The sequence below is a fragment of the Duncaniella sp. C9 genome (genome assembly GCF_004803935.1).
GTDB classification, from domain to species: Bacteria; Bacteroidota; Bacteroidia; order Bacteroidales; family Muribaculaceae; genus Duncaniella; species Duncaniella muris.
Genome location: NZ_CP039547.1, coordinates 2,281,460 through 2,299,551 on the forward strand (window position 1 = coordinate 2,281,460; position 18,092 = coordinate 2,299,551).

Annotated in this window: 15 protein-coding genes, 1 tRNA gene and 1 pseudogene; 5 read left to right on the forward strand and 12 right to left on the reverse strand. The window is 47.3% G+C overall.

Annotation, left to right across the window (positions count from 1 at the left end):
• Position 1 precedes the first annotated feature (1 nt).
• The 6 genes from E7745_RS09605 to E7745_RS09630 form a co-directional block, all read right to left on the reverse strand.
• The gene (locus E7745_RS09605) at positions 2 to 1,153 is read right to left on the reverse strand and encodes an acyltransferase family protein (protein WP_107033338.1); all 1,152 of its coding nucleotides are present in this window, start codon (positions 1,151 to 1,153) and stop codon (positions 2 to 4) included.
• Positions 1,089 to 2,396: a UDP binding domain-containing protein gene (locus E7745_RS09610; protein ID WP_136408157.1), complete on the reverse strand. Its 1,308-nt coding sequence runs from the start codon at positions 2,394 to 2,396 to the stop codon at positions 1,089 to 1,091. The genes E7745_RS09605 and E7745_RS09610 overlap by 65 nt, the downstream gene beginning before the upstream one ends.
• Positions 2,397 to 2,414: 18 nt before the next feature.
• Entirely contained in the window at positions 2,415 to 4,811 is a 2,397-nt protein-coding gene (locus tag E7745_RS09615; protein WP_136408732.1) for a polysaccharide biosynthesis tyrosine autokinase, read from the reverse strand.
• Positions 4,812 to 4,814: 3 nt separating this feature from the next.
• Positions 4,815 to 5,651 carry a polysaccharide biosynthesis/export family protein gene (locus tag E7745_RS09620; protein ID WP_123400528.1) on the reverse strand — a complete coding sequence of 279 codons (837 nt, stop codon included), beginning with the start codon at positions 5,649 to 5,651 and terminating at the stop codon, positions 4,815 to 4,817.
• Between the two features lie 23 nt (positions 5,652 to 5,674).
• A complete protein-coding gene (locus E7745_RS09625) occupies positions 5,675 to 7,192 on the reverse strand; it encodes a hypothetical protein (protein ID WP_124076439.1) in 1,518 nt (505 codons plus the stop codon).
• 144 nt (positions 7,193 to 7,336) lie between these two features.
• Positions 7,337 to 7,861 carry a transposase gene (locus E7745_RS09630; protein ID WP_107033498.1) on the reverse strand — a complete coding sequence of 175 codons (525 nt, stop codon included), beginning with the start codon at positions 7,859 to 7,861 and terminating at the stop codon, positions 7,337 to 7,339.
• A gap of 668 nt (positions 7,862 to 8,529) precedes the next feature.
• On the opposite strand from E7745_RS09630, the gene E7745_RS09640 reads away from it, so the two are divergent.
• The 4 genes from E7745_RS09640 to E7745_RS09655 all read left to right on the forward strand — a co-directional run bounded on the left by E7745_RS09640 (position 8,530) and on the right by E7745_RS09655 (position 11,649).
• Positions 8,530 to 10,068: a site-specific integrase gene (locus E7745_RS09640; RefSeq protein WP_107033496.1), complete on the forward strand. Its 1,539-nt coding sequence runs from the start codon at positions 8,530 to 8,532 to the stop codon at positions 10,066 to 10,068.
• A gap of 79 nt (positions 10,069 to 10,147) precedes the next feature.
• Positions 10,148 to 10,618 carry a hypothetical protein gene (locus E7745_RS09645; RefSeq protein ID WP_107033495.1) on the forward strand — a complete coding sequence of 157 codons (471 nt, stop codon included), beginning with the start codon at positions 10,148 to 10,150 and terminating at the stop codon, positions 10,616 to 10,618.
• Positions 10,615 to 10,881: a helix-turn-helix transcriptional regulator gene (locus E7745_RS09650; protein ID WP_107033494.1), complete on the forward strand. Its 267-nt coding sequence runs from the start codon at positions 10,615 to 10,617 to the stop codon at positions 10,879 to 10,881. The genes E7745_RS09645 and E7745_RS09650 overlap by 4 nt, the downstream gene beginning before the upstream one ends.
• Positions 10,882 to 10,890: 9 nt before the next feature.
• A complete protein-coding gene (locus tag E7745_RS09655; RefSeq protein WP_136408733.1) occupies positions 10,891 to 11,649 on the forward strand; it encodes a helix-turn-helix transcriptional regulator in 759 nt (252 codons plus the stop codon).
• A 267-nt stretch (positions 11,650 to 11,916) separates the two neighbouring features.
• On the opposite strand, the gene istB is transcribed toward E7745_RS09655, so the two are convergent.
• Positions 11,917 to 12,702 (reverse strand): IS21-like element helper ATPase IstB, encoded by a 786-nt coding sequence (gene istB / locus E7745_RS09660; protein ID WP_136408734.1) that lies wholly within the window; start codon positions 12,700 to 12,702, stop codon positions 11,917 to 11,919.
• Positions 12,686 to 14,268 (reverse strand): annotated as a pseudogene (gene istA / locus E7745_RS09665) (IS21 family transposase). The gene istB and the pseudogene istA overlap by 17 nt, the downstream one beginning before the upstream one ends.
• Between istA and E7745_RS09670 the strand changes: the two are divergent.
• Positions 14,267 to 15,373, forward strand: a complete 1,107-nt coding sequence (locus E7745_RS09670) for a hypothetical protein (protein WP_136408735.1) — start codon at positions 14,267 to 14,269, stop codon at positions 15,371 to 15,373. The pseudogene istA and the gene E7745_RS09670 overlap by 2 nt on opposite strands.
• A 218-nt stretch (positions 15,374 to 15,591) precedes the next feature.
• Here E7745_RS09670 and E7745_RS09675 read toward each other — a convergent pair.
• From E7745_RS09675 to E7745_RS09690, 4 genes are all read right to left on the reverse strand, one after another.
• A tRNA-Ser gene (locus E7745_RS09675) sits at positions 15,592 to 15,676 on the reverse strand.
• Positions 15,677 to 15,835: 159 nt separating this feature from the next.
• A complete protein-coding gene (locus E7745_RS14865; RefSeq protein WP_240740404.1) occupies positions 15,836 to 16,687 on the reverse strand; it encodes a pitrilysin family protein in 852 nt (283 codons plus the stop codon).
• A complete protein-coding gene (locus E7745_RS09685; protein WP_136408737.1) occupies positions 16,597 to 17,139 on the reverse strand; it encodes an insulinase family protein in 543 nt (180 codons plus the stop codon). Before E7745_RS09685 ends, E7745_RS14865 begins: the two co-directional genes overlap by 91 nt.
• 30 nt (positions 17,140 to 17,169) lie before the next feature.
• Entirely contained in the window at positions 17,170 to 17,994 is an 825-nt protein-coding gene (locus tag E7745_RS09690; protein WP_124075756.1) for a C40 family peptidase, read from the reverse strand.
• Positions 17,995 to 18,092 lie beyond the last annotated feature (98 nt).

Genomic DNA, 18,092 nt, shown 5'->3' on the forward strand with positions numbered 1-18,092 from the left:
TTCAAACCGTCAGTTCAATGCGTTTCCATAAAAAGATTCGGATTGTATCGATCACCGCTATTGCAATATATATGATTGCGACCAAGCCAAGCACGATTAGCCAGTACATAAGATCGGAATAGGTGTGGTAAAGGTCGCTGAATAAATTGCGATAGGGAGTTAAAAGATTTGGGTTTACACATACTAAATAGACTGCAAAGCTGCTGGCGGCAAGTCTATTGATCAGTTTACTTGAAATATGTAGCTTGGAGGTGGCTATGATCAGTAACATTGCTGTTGCCACAGTAGTGGGTGATATATACTGCAATAGAATATAGCCATACACAGCATCCCCCCCTATGTAATAGGTTGATATACATATTAATAATACAAAGAAGGCTGTGATGCTGTAAAATATAATAGCAGTTACAAAAGTCAATTGGGTGAGACGGAAGGAATAAAGTCGCATATATCTCGCAAGCAGATACAGCCATACAAAAAATAGGGGAGAATAGCCACCGGCTATATAATCGGTAGATGTTGGGAATAGCCATCCCCATATCAGAATAAATGCGTAGTATGATATCAGTATGAATTTGAATTGGCGCTTATTGGCTTTCGAGACGAATGCGTTTAGTACTGGCGCAATTATGTATAGCAAAATATATGATTTGAGAAACCAATTGGATGATGTCAGCATGAACAATTCCTTTATTCCGGTCATGTTTAATTTTGACAATCCGCAGGCTATACAAACAACATATATTATGATAAGGTAGAAGAACGTCTGAAACAAAAAGTTAAAGATTCCGTGTTTAGAGTGTTGGATGCCATAATATCCGGATATCATTACAAATATGTCGACAGCCGATATGGTCAAAGCCTGAATTAAAATTCTCATTGAAGATCCTGACAAATCAGACATGATGTCAGCCGCCGATGGACCTTCAAGCGAAAAAAAGTCAGCATGAAGTATGAGAACCATTGATATTGCAACGATTCTCAGTAATTCAAAATTAGAATCTCGGACCTTGGAAAACTTTTGATTCATCAAAGTGTATGATTTTACATATGACACCTTAAAAGTATGTTTAATTCTGTCATATGGATCAATCCCTCTTAAAAATATCCCTCGTATAAACCTTTCCTTGAGCATCATCCAGACATACATCATAGCGGTTTGCTATGATGGCGTTGCTGAGGCGCTTGAATTCGGTAAGATCGTTGACGACGCGAGAACCGAAGAATGTTGAACCGTCTTCAAGAGTAGGCTCATAGATGATGACCTCGGCGCCTTTGGCCTTGATACGCTTCATCACTCCCTGAATAGATGACTGGCGGAAATTATCGGAATTCGATTTCATCGTCAGACGATAGACACCGATTGTCACAGGGCGTTCGCTGGCAGATCCGAAGTGGTTGGCCGAGGAATAGTCATACCACTCCGCCATTCTCAACACCTGATCGGCGATAAAGTCTTTGCGTGTGCGGTTACTCTCGACGATGGCTGTCATCATCTGCTGGGGCACGTCGGCATAGTTGGCCAGCAGCTGCTTGGTGTCCTTCGGCAGACAGTAGCCACCGTAACCGAACGACGGATTATTGTAGTGTGTGCCGATGCGCGGATCAAGGCCTATGCCCTCGATGATAGCCTGGGAATCAAGGCCTTTAACCTCGGCATATGTATCAAGCTCGTTGAAATAGCTGACGCGGAGAGCGAGATAGGTATTGGCGAAGAGTTTCACAGCCTCAGCCTCCTTCATGCCCATAAAAAGAGTGGGAATTTCCTGTTTTATAGCACCTTGCTGCAACAGCGATGCAAACTCATGGGCTTTTGATTCAAGAAATTCGACATCGGCAATAGTCCGGATCGCATCATTTTCCTCTGCAAACTCCGGATTGTCGATAATCTTCGGATAGCCCACTATGATTCGGGAGGGGTAGAGATTGTCATACAGCGCCTTGCTTTCTCTGAGAAACTCCGGCGAGAACAGAAGATTGAACCTGCTGACCCCCTTGGCCGCATATTTCACATAAAGACTGCGGCAATAACCCACAGGGATGGTGGATTTTATCACCATCACCGCATCGGGGTTGACTTCAAGCACAAGATCGATAACATCCTCTATGCAGTGCGTATCGAAATAATTCTTTACCGGATCATAGTTGGTCGGAGCGGCTATGACCACGAAATCAGCCTCGCGGTAAGCCTCCCTGCCGTCAAGCGTAGCGGTCAGGTCCAGATCCTTTTCAGCGAGATATTTCTCGATATACTCATCCTGAATGGGCGAGATGCGCCGGTTGATCTTCTCGACTTTTTCAGAGATGACATCAACGGCTGTCACCCTATTGTGCTGCGCCAGCAGAGTGGCTATACTCAGACCGACATATCCGGTCCCTGCGACTGCGATATTCATTGTTACTATTTCTTGATTTTATTTTTTCTTCTCCCCGCCGCCGTAATTATACCCATACCCGTAGCCATATCCGTAACCGTAGCGGTAGGTATGGCTGTAGCCGTAGCGGCCCTGGTCATTGCGGGAACCGTTGAGGATAAACGACATGTTGCGATACTTCTTCTCCTCATACAGCCGGTCGAGTTCCGGAAGCATCGAACGGTCGAACAGACCGGCTCGGATCACGAAGAACGTCCGGTCGGCAAACTTGTCGATGATCTGAGCATCAGCCACAACCTCGATCGGCGGACAGTCGATGATAACATAGTCAAACCTCGACTTAAGCTCACCGATCAGCTCACCGAAACGCGGCGACTCAAGCAGCTCCGTCGGATTGGGCGGAATAGAACCGATCGGAAGCACCTGCATGTTCTGACACTCCGGAGTCTTGACAATCAGCGTATCGACCTCAGACACAGCACCACCCAGATAATCAGCCAGGCCCTTTGCTGGAGAACCCATATAGGCCGACGTCGAACCGTGGCGCATATCGCCGTCGACAATCAGAACCTTCTTGCCCTTCAGAGCGATAGCCATGCCTAAGTTCATCGAAACGAACGACTTGCCCGAACCAGGATTAAACGACGTCATGGCAATCACCTTGTTGCCCTCCGAACTGTTGCACATAAACTCAACATTGGTCCTGAGTACGCGGAACGCCTCGTTGATGATATCACGCTTGCCACCCTTGACCACGATCGTGTTCGCCTCGCCGGCCTCCTTCTTCTTCTCGTGTCCGTCTTGCGGCAGCTCGCCGAGAAAAGGCACAGCCAGATGCTCCACATCCTTGCGTCCGCGCACCTTAGTGTTGTTGCTCTCCATCAGATAGACCACCCCGAACGGAATAGCCAGACCAAGCAGAAAGCTCATCATCAATATATTGCGCGTATTCGGCGCAGTCGGACCGAAACTTGCCGGCTTATTGACCACACGGGTATTATAAGCCGTAAATGCCTGCGAAAGCTCGTTCTCCTCACGCTTCTGAAGCAGGAACAGATAGAGCGACTCCTTCACCTTCTGCTGGCGCTCCACACTCAGAAGATACTTGGCCTGCGAAGGATTCGAAGCGATTTTCGACGTAGTCGACGCCTGCGAACCCTGCAGACTCGAAATCTGCATGTTCAGAGCATTGATCGAATTATCGACCGACGCCAGTATCGCATGACGCATCTGATCCATCTGCTCGTTCAGCTGGACAACCAGCGGATTCTTGTCCGACGACTTGGCCAGCAGCGAATTACGCTGAAGCACCAGATTGTTGTAATCAGTAATCTGCGACTGTATGTCCACATTGGCCACACCCGAATTCATCGGAAGCATCTTCTCGTTATCGCTTGCAGCTCCGAGATACGACTTTATATACAGCGTCTGCTTCAGCTGATTCCTCAGATCCATGATCTGCTGCGAAATCTGCTGATTCTGCGACATATACATCGACGACGCCGCACTGACATCCGGAATCAGATGCTGACTCTTATAAGAAGAAATATCCGAATCCACATTTCCGAGCTCACTCTCGATCACACCCAGACGCTCATTGATAAAATTCGACGTCGAGACAGCAATCTGATTTTTGTCGCGAATCCAATACTCATTATAGACACCGATCAGCGTGCTCAGCAGCGCCTGCGCACGCTGGGTCGACTGATCAGTAACCGTCAGATTGATCACACTGCTCTTGTCACCGCTCATCGCTATCACCATACGGCTCTCATAGCCACCGGCAGTAGCCGAAACCGGAGCTTTGACAACATTCAGTTCCACCGCCTCACCGGGCTTATAACCCTCCGCAGCCACAACCACCATCGGCCCGACAACCGTCATGAGCGTATCGTTCATAGCGCCCTGAACCCGCTCTTCCGACTTCAGGTCACCCGACTTGACATCTGACACCGAAACCTTTCCGGCCCCGTCGACCTCAACTCTGAACAACGCCGAACCATTTTCAGCAAACCCAGGCATCTCAACCCTCACAGGAAGATTCGAGCCATAGGCCACAACATCATGAAAACGCCCCGGAATATAATAATTCATATCAAGATCCAGACGTCTCACAACCTCTTCCATCAGATCGGCCGACTTCAGAGTCGTAATTTCATTCTGTATATTAGTCTTATTCTGAAACAGCCCGAAATCGCCGAAATCCTCAGCCCCGGCCGACTTACCGGCAGCCTCATCCTTGATCATGATCGAAGCCGTAGTCGTATAGACCTTCGGAGTGCACAGCAGATAAACCACAGCAGCACCCACACATACCACCAGCGAGAGCAACACCCACGGCCAGTGATGCAGTGTCCTGTACAATATATCCGTCAACGGCACGGCGCTGCCCGCGTTGACACTCTTCCTTACCTCTGATTTGATAGTCTCTGCCATTGCTTATTTTGTGAGAGTGATTATAAGTGTTGCTACTGTCAGACCAACTGAACCCATTGAAACCCAGAACGAAGGCGTATACGGTGTATTACCGTTAGGCGTCGTCTCGCGCTTCTTCTTGTCATTGGGCTCCACATAGATCACATCGTCCTGCTGCAGATAAAACACCGGCGATGAAGCCAGACTCTGCGCATCAAGCAGATTCACCCTGTAGGCCTCCTGCTTACCGTCGCCAACATTGCGCAACACAAGTATATTCTCACGCATACCGCTGATCGTCAGATCGCCGGCCATCGCGATAGCATCAATGATCGTCAGATGATCCTTGTTAAACTCATAACGGCCCGGAGCCGACACCTCGCCGATAACCGAGATACCCGTATTGGCAAACTCAACCGTAACTATCGGATCCTTCACCAAATCCTTACCGACAAGCTGCTCAGCCACATAATTCGCCACCTGCTCGCGAGTCATCCCCGCAATATGCAACTTGCCGATCACCGGAAAATTGATATCGCCCGCCGAATCAACCGTATAGTAAGCCACCTGACCGTTACCGCCGCCCGAAGCATCGCCCACGCTCTTTGTCGTTGACGTCGTCCCTCCAAGACGATTCTGGACCTGCAGCAGATTAAACAGAGCCGACAGCGCCGGATCCTGCGTATTGACAACAATCGAAAGTTTATCCTCAGGCTTCACCCTGATATCAAGCTGACGCTCAGCCTGCACCACGGCACCGGTCCCAAGATCCGGAAAATAAGTTATATTTTTCGGAGTCGAGCAAGACCCCAACAGCAACGCAGCTGCAAGAAAACATGATGAGATGAATCGTATGCGCATATGTAAAGTTTTTATTAGCTGATTTATAGCAGGGATTTTTTCTCAATCAGACGCGAGTCGTTTGCACGCCATTCGATGTTGTTGTTGTCACCCCAGAGCATGATTCGGTAAATCACACCATTTTCGTTCAGAGACTGGCCTATAATTTCTCCTTCCTTTCCGGTGAAAGCTCCACCGACCACAACTATTCTATCGCCGGGGCGCAGAGCAATTGAACCGACTGGTCCGATTTCATAATCTGGTGTAAACTTGCCGATGGCTTTTTGGAATGTTTCCATTGCTGCCTGAGGAATCGAGGCATAGGTATCGCCGTTTCTGTAGCACCATGCCAAGTCTCCAATTTTGTGGAACAATGGTAATATGTCTGTCACACAACTTTTAAAGAAAACGATATCTGGAATGATAGGCCGCTTTTCAAAAACGAGTTTACGGTCAAGCTTTTTAGCTATTTCTTGACATGGATAGAACAGTTCTGGCGTTACAATCTCATTCTTGCAGTCGGCAATCCGTTCTTTCAATCTGTCAAACTTTATTCCGGGGCGCAGTCGCATAGCATACCAGTTAGGCGGATTTCCGATGAAGAGGTCAGTCACGCTGTCTGACAGCAGTTGCTTTTGCTCTGCTGATACAGCTTCTTTACGTTCAGAACAGATGGCAAGAATCGGGAGTCCGATAGGGGAGTGTCCCAGAGCCTTAATGATCATCTCTGGCAATACACCACATTTTAGGGCTGCATAAGCCCAATAGCTGCGAATGCACTCCTGAATATTTCCAATGATCATAATATTGCGGGCTCCAAGAAGCTGAGAAAGCTTTTCGGAGAGCGTTTTTTCAATCTGTCGGGGTGTCTTTCTGCTTTGCTCAAGAGGGAATACATATTTCCGTTTGGACGAAATGTGCCTTTCTGCAATTATCTGACACGCAGGGCTATATTTGTGGATATCCTCATATTGCAATTTCGCAATAGCTGAAATGTCCATTCCGCAGTTGAGAAGCGAAAAAAGAAGGATGTCTGTATATAGTCCAGCCTCGTCCTGCTGTCTGTCAGCAAGTTTTGTTAAATTTACCAGTCGTTTGAAGCTTTCCTCAGTTACGAGCATACGCCATTTTTCTGATGCGATTTCCTTGATTCTTGCTTTGATATTCCTGAACCGGATTATAAGTTCTCCGTCGGTTATTTCCTTGTTGGCAAGTCCAGCAATTAGATCAAAATAATGTAGACTTGTTTTTGCCGTGAGCCCGCGGAAAAACATGAATATGAACCAATCTTCAAGAAACTTTGTTGTAATGGAAAGATCAGTAGGAGAAGCGCATGGTGGCCGGCTGATTATGAATGAGCGCAGGCATATGACCGCTTTTCTATAATTCGCTGCGGTCGGTCCGGAGGCTGATTCTGCCTTAGACTGGAAAATGTTGAGTAGCTGAAGGATGCTATCTTGGGTTATGTCAGTGTGTTGTGCCAAAGTGTAGCTTTTAACTTTCCCTAAAATGCCGGCAATAGTTTCCGACCCTCCAGTCTGTGGGTATATGACTTGAGGCAAAGGCGTTTATATGATATGCCAACAGTGTTAGGTCTCACAGCAACAAAGAGATTGCGTGTGAATCTCTTTAAAAGAGAGTATTATTTTGGGTGCAAAGATAGCGAAAAAACTTAAACCGGCATAGCCTTTGATGGAAAAATAGTGTCAAAAAATCAGTAATAGCATCTCATTTGCTGATTCTGTCGTTTCCTCGCAATTTCGACATAGCCTTCTGAAGTTTTCAAGCCATGCGAAAGTTCTCTCCACAACCCATCTTTTCTTTGCCGGGACAAACTGACCAGAATAATTTGAATGTGTAATTTCTACATCAATCTCAAAATCATGTCTGGCCTTCTCTATGAAATTACCGCGATAGCCTCTGTCGGCATATATGCGTTTTGTCCAAGGGAAGGCAATGGCAAGCATAGCCAGAAGGGCATAAGCGGATTTGGAATCATGGATATTGGCATGAGTAGTGGAAGCCTCCAGAATATCCCCGTCCTTGTCTGTTATAATATTGCGCTTCACCCCTTTAACCTTCTTGTTGCCGTCAATCCCCTTTTGGGAACGCGGCAACGCTGAACGGGAGCTTTCGCTGTCAATCGCACCAATTGTGGGTTGCGGAGATTCGCCTCTCCGAAGTCTTACCGCCTCCACAAGACTATCCTCAATCTCGGCAAATGCATCCATCGCTCCCCAACGTCGGAAATAGTATTATACTGTCTGTCATTTGGGGTACTCCTTGGGCAACAGTCGCCACTGGCAGCCGCTGACATCTATGAAGATGATGGCATCAAGTATGAGAAAAAAGGGGGTACGCACCGTTGGCTTTCTGCTTGTCTTTCTTTGCGTAAAAGCAAATGTTGAATGTCGATTGCATAACTCACTTTTTAAGTTGTAAAACTATTGTAATTCTCTAAAAATGAGTTCTATGCAGGCAAGCCAAATAGCGACAGGACTTCGCCAATTTCGGACAATCTGTACCCCCTTTCCGTTTTTGTTTATCGGGGGTACGAGTTAGGTTACGAACTTTGTCTTTTAGGGGCGAAAAGATGTACTTTAAGGCAGACACAAGGGAATAAAAAAAAGTCCCACAAATCATTGAATTTGTGGGACTTGTCTGCTTGCTGTCCGGTATTGTCCGGTTAGTTCAGCGGAGAGAGAGGGATATGAAACTATAGTATAATGAGGTTTTATAGATAATCAATAATGCTGAAACAATCCTTATTTATCAACTAATTACAATAATATATGATAAAGAAATTTAAATTGTAGTTTCCTTGATTGAATGAAAATTTGTATGTGATTTTGTATGGGTAAAATTGAGACAGCCTCAAATACATACAAAAGAATCGTTCATGGATAAATACAAGCATCGCGTCAGCTTCCGATTGGAGAAGCGTAAAGATAAAAATGGAAACTTCCCGGAGGAAATGCCGATAAATGCCGACATTACTTTTGGCGGCAAGCGTATATGGTATTACTCTGGGTATCGGATTGCCCCGGCAAAATGGGATGAAAAGGCTCAAAAAGTGAAGCGCAACAACTTCAACAGTGATGATGTGTCTGCCTCAGACATTAATCAACGGCTGATTAAGATTGCGTCTGCCGTTGACGATGCTTTTGCTCAATTAGAGCTGAGAGAGGAAGAGGCTACTCCGGCCACAGTCAGAGAGGAAGTAAAAAAGATACTCGATGAAGAGAGGTGCACCCGACTGACAGTATGCCAGACTTATGATATTCTTATTGATGAAAGGGAAAAAGAAATAAAAGAGACTCCTGCCACCGCTCAATGGTCAAAAGGTACGCTGACAAAGCATAAGACCATGCGGAAGCATCTGTCGGGTTTTCGAGCCACATTATATTTTGAAGACATCAACGATGAACTGCTTGCAAAGTTTGAGCTGTACCTAATCGGCAAGAGGCTCTCCAACAGCTATGTGTTCAAGTCCATGAAGGATATCAAGACTTTCCTTAACTGGGCCACTAAAAAGGGCTATAACCGCAATATCAAATACCAAAGCTATCAGCAACGTTTCCATGATGAGACAACTTCCGATACAGCAGTAAATCATTTCGCTCTTACTCCGGAGGAATTACAGTCCATTATGACTTTTCCTACCCATAGGCAAGCTATTGATCGGGCAAGGGATGTGTTTGTGTTCTGCTGTTTCACAGGGCTAAGGTTCTCGGAAGTCATGGCCTTAAAAAGGTCAAATATGGATGGGGATATACTTGATACGACAGCGCAGAAGACCAGACAACGAAAAAGAATTCCCCTTGCAGAAGACGCCATGCGTATTTTATCAAAATACCCAGCCGCACCTGATGAGGACGATCCGAGAATATTTCCCAAAATATCAAATCAAAAATTCAATTCACATCTAAAAGAAGTCGGGAAACTTGCCGGAATGACAGGCGATTGGATTATAGAAACACAAAACGGACGCTCTCGGACACGAACCACTGTAAAGAAATATGAGGCACTGGCCTCTCACTGCGCCCGAAGAACCTTTACAACCCTTTGTCTCCGTAAAGGAATGTCACCGGAGGATATTCGCGCAGTCACAGGGCATACTACGGCCAACATGATGATGAAATACGTCAAATTTGACGACGAAAGCAAGAGGGAAAAGATGAATCTTCTCAACAACAGCCATAGTCACGGTGTTGAAACCGTCTTTGACCATGCCATTACCGATGATGAAAGAATTCGTCTTGGCATACCGACGCGTGAAGCTTATCTTGAAATGTTCGAAGGCGATACAACCTCCGTCAATGCTCACCTCGCAGTCCTCACTCATATCCGTGGCAACCTCGATGACCGCGCCAACTACATCAAGCGTCTTCCCACAGATAAACTCAACGAAGTCCTTGAAATCATAATGAAACTATAAAAAAACACCCTATTTGTTTACTTATAAGTAAAACATTTTTCGTACCTTTGCGTTTACAAAGACAAAGCACATATCGATTATGAGTGAAGCAGAACTTATACAGCTGAACAAAGACCGTAATTGCACCCTCTACACCATTCAGTTTATCACTGAGGATAAGGGTGAGTATCTCCGTTTCTATAACCGTTTTAAGAATGATGCGACCTATAATGAGGATTTGGCCCGTATAGCCAAATTCGTTGAAAGTATCGCTGACCTTGGTGCTCTTGAACGATTCTTCAGACCGGAGGGAAAGATGAGTGATAGGGTTTGTGCACTCCCGGTCGTAAAGTCGAAGTTGCGCTTATATTGTCTGCGTCTATCAGACAGCATCCTTATTCTCGGTAATGGAGGAGTTAAGAAAACACGTACATACGACGAGGACGATGAGCTGCGCGGATTTGTAGTCACCCTGCAAAACTTTGACAAGCTTATCAAAGATGGTGTAAAGGACGGAACCATCACCATTTCCGAAAATGAAATTGAAACCGACAAAACCTTTGACATATGAAAACTGCATTTGAAGAATATAACAAAATAGTGGACTCGATACCGGCTTCTATTCATAAGGAAGTAGCTATGGAGATAGCTGTCTCCAATAGGATTTACGAGCTTATGCAAGAAAAAGGACTGTCAAAGGCCGAGTTTGCCCGTTCGCTTGGTAAGCGTCCATGTGAAATTACCAAGTGGCTGAGCGGACAGCATAATTTCACCCTTTCCACCCTCGCGATGCTCTCCGCCTTTTTCGGTCAGCCAGTCATCACTGTAGGATAAGATAAACTTATGTTGAAAACAACTGACGATTTCTTCATACCTGATAATGAGGTCAGGCTCCCGAAGGAGCTTGACTACAGCCGTGTGTCGGAATATGTGAGGTCGGCTGAGGCGTTCTCCCGCTCGACTTATCAGAGCGTCTATATCATTGACTATTTCAGGCAGAATTTCTTGTATGTGTCGCCCAATCCGATGTTTCTCTGCGGACTGCCGCCGGAGCGGATGACGGCACTCGGCTACCGTTTTTATTCACGTTATGTGCCAGAGGATGAACAGCCGATGCTCATTGAACTGAACAGGGCAGGTTTCTCGTTCTACAACAATATTCCGATCAATGAGCGTAAGGACTGGTACATCTCCTACGATTTCCATATCCTCAACGACGGGCGAAGGATCCTTGTCAACCACAAGCTAACTCCGCTTGCCCTCACCTCGGACGGGCGGATATGGCTCGCCCTTTGCGTGGTGTCGGCTTCGACACACACCGAGTCCGGACATATTGAGATGCACCGCGTAGGCTCGTCTGATTTCTTTGAGTACAATCTGACCACACGTCGCTGGGACAAACGGCAGATGCTCGTGCTGACCGACGGCGAAAAATCGGTGCTTACTCTATCCATACAGGGCTACACCATGTCGGAGATTGCCGATAAGATCTGCCTGTCACCCGACACCATCAAGAAATACCGTCAACGTATCTTCGAGAAACTTGATGTGCGCAATATCTCCGAGGCGATAGTTGCAGCCACGAACAACAAGCTACTCTGAATTACGATAAAGTTTTATACATTAATCTCCTGCAATCAAAATCCTGATAACGAGCACTGGGATAACAATGACAATAATGGTTATGATAATGGATAATATCCAACATAACCATTTTGACTTGATTTTATCTTCTAAATATCTCTCGACTTTATAACTGGAAAACCCAGGCTCGGATGACCCCTTAGACCAAGGTTGAATTGACCCCTGAAAATATTTTGAATTGACCCCTGAAAACGTTCTGGCCGACGGGGTCAATTTTATTTTGTCTTATCTGCTTTTTATAGCTTTAAGCTTACGGACGCTTTCGCCGGTAAGCGTGATTCGATGAGCAGTGTGGACAATGCGGTCAAGTATTGCATCTGCTACTGTGGAGTCACCGATTGCTTCGTACCAGTCCAGTTCGGGGAGCTGTGATGTCACGATGATTGATTTGCGACCATGGCGGTCTTCGATGATTTCCGTAAGGTGTGCGCGTTCCTTGGCATCGAGAGGCACCAGAAAGAGATCGTCGAGGATCAGGAGCTGCGTTTTTTCGAGTTTCTTGAGCTCCGTTTCGATTGTTCCTTTGTTTTTGGCGATTTTCAGGGTTCCCATCAGTTTGGATGCGTTCGCGTACAGCACGCGCATACCGGCCTTGCATGCCTCGTATCCCAGTGCTGTTGCCAGATAGCTTTTGCCCGTACCCGAACAGCCTGTGATGAACAGGTTTTCACCTTTACGGATAAAGTCCAGCGATGCGAGACGCTCCATCTGATTACGATCCAGGCCACGCGGAAGGTTATAGTCAATCTGCGCCACCGACGCGTCGTCGTATCTGAAGTTTGCGTTTTTCACCAGGCGCTCAATATTGCGTGCGGCCCTGTAGTCCCATTCTCTGGATAACAGCCAGTTCAGAAAGCTGTCAGGTGTCATTGTCTCGGCGAATGTGGCCTGAAGATTTTCGGAAAACGCTGCCGACATGCCGTGTAAGCGCATACGGTGCATCAGATCCAGAGAGATGGAGTTGCGGTCTTTCTCCGCTGTTATTGGCGTGGTTTTATTGTTCGTTTCCATGTTGTTCGTTGTTGTTGGCTGATAGTTTTATGCTTGCGGCAAAATATTCTTTACCGCGTATGTTCCGGTGGGATGGTGTCTGACGGTCATTGCCGTCGGCATCAGCCCCCGGCAAATAATCCGCATCGGCTCCGGACTCAAGTATGTCCACCATGTCGCTGACACTGTAAAGGCGTGCGTCCATTGCCGCGGCGCATCCTGACACAAGCCGTTTCTGTCCATACTTTTTCTCAAGTTTCATGATGCCACGGCAGACTCTGAAGGCAAGTTCCGGATAACGCCTGTCCTCGATGACAGCCCGCAGATAGTGCAATACGATGTTGTCGATCTGTGCCGCACGTGAAAGCAGTTCCGCAATGTCGCTCTCGCAGCTCCCCTTGCGTCCGGGCAGATTGTGTGACGGTTTCGTTGTATATTCATACGGAGTATCGTTGCGGTGATGCGTCGCCACATGGGTAAAGCCATGAAAGATGTCGATCGTGTCAGTGTCGTAGACCAGTTCCACACGTTTGCCTACATATTGCACAGGCACACTGTAGTGATGCTTGTGCAGAGTTACGTAGCTGTTACGCTGTACTGTCGCGACAGCCCGCTGTTTCATCTGATAGCGGTTCGCAGGCAATGGCCGGAGATTGTCCCGCTCCACAGCCTCAAAGAGCTGACGGCGTGATTCCTTTCGACGCGTCAGATTACGCGCGTTGAACTTCTCCAGAGACCTGAGGATTGCTTCGTTAAGCGACTCCAGATTATGGAAAATCTGACCTTCAAGGTCTACGTACACAGACCGATACATCAGTTTTACTGCATTTTCCACCAGGGCCTTGTCCTTTGGATGCCGCACACGGGCAGGCACCACGGCGCAGCCGTAATGCTCGGCAAAGGATTCGAAGTCAGGATTTATGACCGGCTCGTCGCGGCCACTGCGCGTGACGGCAGATTTCAGGTTGTCAGGCACAATCGCACATGGTGCGCCGCCGTAGAAACGGATGGCGTTTTCGCAGGCCTTTATCAGATCTTCCTTCTTCTGCGTCCACACTGTGTGTAGTGGCTACATGGAAGTATCGCCACAAACACCTCGACCTTTCGTATCCCGGCTGTTGCCTCATCGACTATTTCCAATCTGTCTCCGGCAAAATCGATATACATCTGGTCGCCGGCACGGTGCTCCACATGCCCGATGGCGTTGGTCTGCAGCATGAACTGCCTGAGTTTCATCCCGAAAGATGCCTTCAGATAGCCATCGGGATGGCCGGTATGATACTCTTCATACAACTTCTTGACCGTCATGCCCTTTCGAGAAAGTCGCGCCGCATAATCGGGCAATAGGGCTTCAAGCCTGACCTGCCGCTCCGACGGTTTACGTTCCCTCGCCCCTGGTATGGCAAATAGTTCCTGTAGCCGCGCATCACTCAGCGACGGCAGCTTCTCAGCGGGTATACCGCTGTCCTGATACATTCTCACATAGCGGCGCACCGTGTTCCGGGATATGTCAAAGGCACTACTGATGCATTTTATGCCCATCCCTGATGCGTGACATAGGAGAATGTTTTTTAACTTTGTGTTCATGTTTTCTTTGAATTATATCCCCCGTCGGCCAAAACGGAATTCAAAGATACATATAAAATCCCCTGCTGACATTACGTCGACAGGGGTCATTTTTATATTGGGCAAAAGGGTCAGTGATATTTTGGCTTCAGGGGTCAATTCAACCTGGTCTAAGGGGTCATCCGAGCCTGGGTTTTCCAGTGGCATCGCCTGTGAAGATGCCTTGACCTTGGTTGCTATTATCAATTCTTTCCCTTCTGTTCACGATGTAGAATCTGGAATAATGGACTTGGTTCTGAAAGCACCAGCGGAGCGTATGGAGATTGTTCTTAAAAGTCTACATACCGATTTAGACAAAATTGTAACGCTATATAATGATAACAGCATCTACTATGATTGTAGGGATTTGAGATTTCTTTGGGACAAACCGTTGTCATACGTCGATAAGGATATTCAAGCCCAACAAAAGAAAACACAGGCAGCAAGCGACGAACTAAAAGAAGCCTCTAATTCGTATGAAATGACTCCGTTCAATGGTATGTCGAAAGATGAAGCAGCCGTGTTGGAACGAAGGGTAGACAAGCTGACAGCAGAATACCAAAAGGAGAAAGCGAAGCTTCAAAACTTTTACGCAAAGCGGAAAAGCCTCGAAGAGGAAAGATGGAGTGTACCGACCGATATTTTCAGGCTAATATATCTTAAATGCAATGGTCTACTGCCTGTCATAGAAAAATACTATAATAAACCTGTAGAAAAGAACAAAGAACAGTCCGAACGGACTGAAGTGTATTTATCAATGTCGCTTTTGGTGTCCGTCCATGAGCTCTGTAATGGACGGCAGTTTGAAGATATGGCAGCCATTGATTTTTTCCATGCACTTAACCTGCATCAAGCCTCCAAGCCTTTGGAGGTTTGCAGGAATGAGAAAGTAAGAGTTTGCTACCTCATCCATCAGCTAAGCGAAAAGATTGATAAAGGTATGCGCAGCGAGTGGATTGGAGCCATGCTCCGGAATACAGGCATTGAACAAGAATATTACCGTTCAAAATACCGTGAACCCATAAGCGATCCACCAAGCAAAAAGAACAAGGAATTTGCAGAAGCCTTAAAAGAAATCCTAGGCTGACGCTTTACTTTATCATCGTACCTTATATATACGGCTCTAAACTAAAGTGGGTGTAGAGCCGTATTCCTTCTTTTTGGAAGGAACAAAAGGGAGAATAAAAATTTTTATTCCCTTCTTTTCTCCCTTTAAGCCCCAAACAAAACACCCAATCTCACGCCCAAAACTGGGTGTAAAATTGGGTGTATATACAACAAAAGCCTGATAATCAGGCTTTATTGCGGAGAGAGAGGGATTCGAACCCCCGGAGGTGTGACCCTCAACGGTTTTCAAGACCGCCGCAATCGACCACTCTGCCATCTCTCCAAATTTGTAACACTTAAGAGCTTTAGATCATTTCTCTTAATGTTCTGTTGGATAGCTCTCTTGATTACGGGTGCAAAGTTAAGGAGTTTTGTTGAACTGTGCAAATTTTTCGGAAACTTTTTTGCGCGTTTTTGCAAAATAGTTGTTGCGAAAATTTCTTTATAGACCGGCTACTGCGGTTATTCTCCTGGAAACATTGAAGTTATCGGCTATGGTTGAGACAAGCAGTTCTGCGGCTTCTTTTGATGAAGTATTTGCCGGATCGAGCCTTCTGGCGAAGTTTTCCTGGATTTCGAAGTAGTCATCGGGTGTCGAGGCATAAAGTTTTGTCTTGAAAAAATCCATCCGGCTGAATGGTGTGTCAAGAGTTGCGGCAAGTCCTGAGAGCAGAAAACGGGACAGACGCATGAGTTCGTCTTCGGTATAGGATGCCGGGTCTTTCATCCGCTCGATTTCTTCGAGAATGAGTCTGCGCACGTCTTTTACGGAATCGCAGGCGGTCTGGGTTGCCACGCTTATGAAACTGCGCTCAGGATAGCCGAAAAGTGAGGCGGAGATGCCATAGGTCAGGCCGCGGGCTTCGCGTATGTTAAGCATCAGGCGGCTTCCAAAATATCCGCCAAGGGCTGTGACGGCGCAGCGCAATGACACGAAACTGCTGTCAAGCCTTCCCGGAGCCGGAATCATCATATTCACGGCGCTCTGTTGGGATCCTGGAAGTTCGACGAGTACTTCGCGTGGACTTTCTGCTGGCGGGGCGAAACTGAGTGATGACATGCCAAAGCTTGTGCCTGAGGCGATGCGCGAGAATGTATCGGTAACGAGTGCCTCTATCCGTGGTGTGATATTACCTGAAAGGAATACATGGATGTCATTGGACGACAGGCGTGAGTAGTGGAATTCGCGGAGCTGGTCAGGGGTCAGACTGAGGATCTGTTCTGCAGATTCAGAGCGGGCGAGGGGGAACTTGCGCCATAGGCCAGCGGCCGTATGGCTTCGTCTGCGAGAAATGACACCTTGCGGCGTTCGATGTCGATCCTTGCGGCCCTTCTGCGCAGAATGCCGTTGGTAGCCTCTGCCGGGAATATGGGATGGAATACTATGTCGATCAACAGAGGAAGCAGTTCTGCAAATTTGTCGTTGAGGCTGGAGAGGGTGATCGAGGTGTGGTGAGTCGAAACAGAAGTTCCGGTCCACGCGCCGGCATATTCCAGCCGGGCTGCGATGTCTGCTCCGCTGTAATGATTGGTCCCTTCGGCGAGAAGTGACGCAGTGCAGGATGCCAGGCCTGCCACAGGCTCTTCGGCTCCTCCTCCGGGCAGTGCGATGGTGAGACGGTTGACATCGGCCTCGCTTCCGGTTTCTATATATATATGTATGCCGTTATGCAGGCGGATTACACGGGGGGACGTCAGATGCAGTGGTCCGAAATTGTGGACCTGAGGGGCGATTGTTCTGTTCATATAATATATAGGTGTGGCGGAGGAGGTGGCTTATCGGTTGAAAATAGAGTCGAGTTTTTGCTCTATCAGGGTATTGAGCACTTTCTTTCGGGCTTCTTCCGGAGTCGGTTCGGCTGTTTTGGGAGTGCCGGTAGCGGCAGGAGTGACCTTGCGCGTAGGCGGCGAAGTCACGGGTGAAAGAGTGAAGGGTTCTTCTGCCGCTGCCTCGTTGCGTTTCTCGACAGTTACCGCACCGGAGTTTTTTGATGGCTGCTGAGCCGGGCTTGGCTTCGGAGTGTTTGAGGCTATCATGTCTCGGTATTTCTCCACATACCCGGCTCCGGCAAAGGTCCGCTTGAAATAGTCGGCATTGATATCGCTGACTATTACGCCTTTTGATGACGATGAATGGATCATCATACCGTCACCCACATATATCCCCACGTGAGATATTTTTTTCCCTCCGCCTCCTGCGGTGTCAAAAAAAATGAGGTCTCCGGGCATAAGCATGGCTTTCGACAGCGGTTTACAGAAGTCGGCCTGAGCTGCGGAGTTGCGTGGCAGTTTGAGCTGAAGAGCGCTGCGGTAAACGTTGAGCACCAGCCCGGAGCAGTCCACTCCGTTGCGATCTTCTCCACCATATCTATATGGTGTCCCGATCCAACGTTTGGCTTCTGTCAGCAACGCGTGTGACTGAGGTGCCAGTGACGCAGGTATGTCGAATGTCTTTTTGTCAGGACGAGAGCCCCTGGTGCCGGCAGGTGTGGTCTTGTATACCGTAGCATTTGACGAACGCGATGTTCCGCACGATACAAACAGCATCGAGCAGGCTATTGAAGCGGAGACGAGGATTGAAATGGATAAACGTGACATCATGACGCAAATTTAGTCATTTTTTGTGACAGTAAGCCGTCAAATGACAGTTACAAATATCGGTCGGAGTGGTAAATATATCTTAAAAACGTAAATTTTCT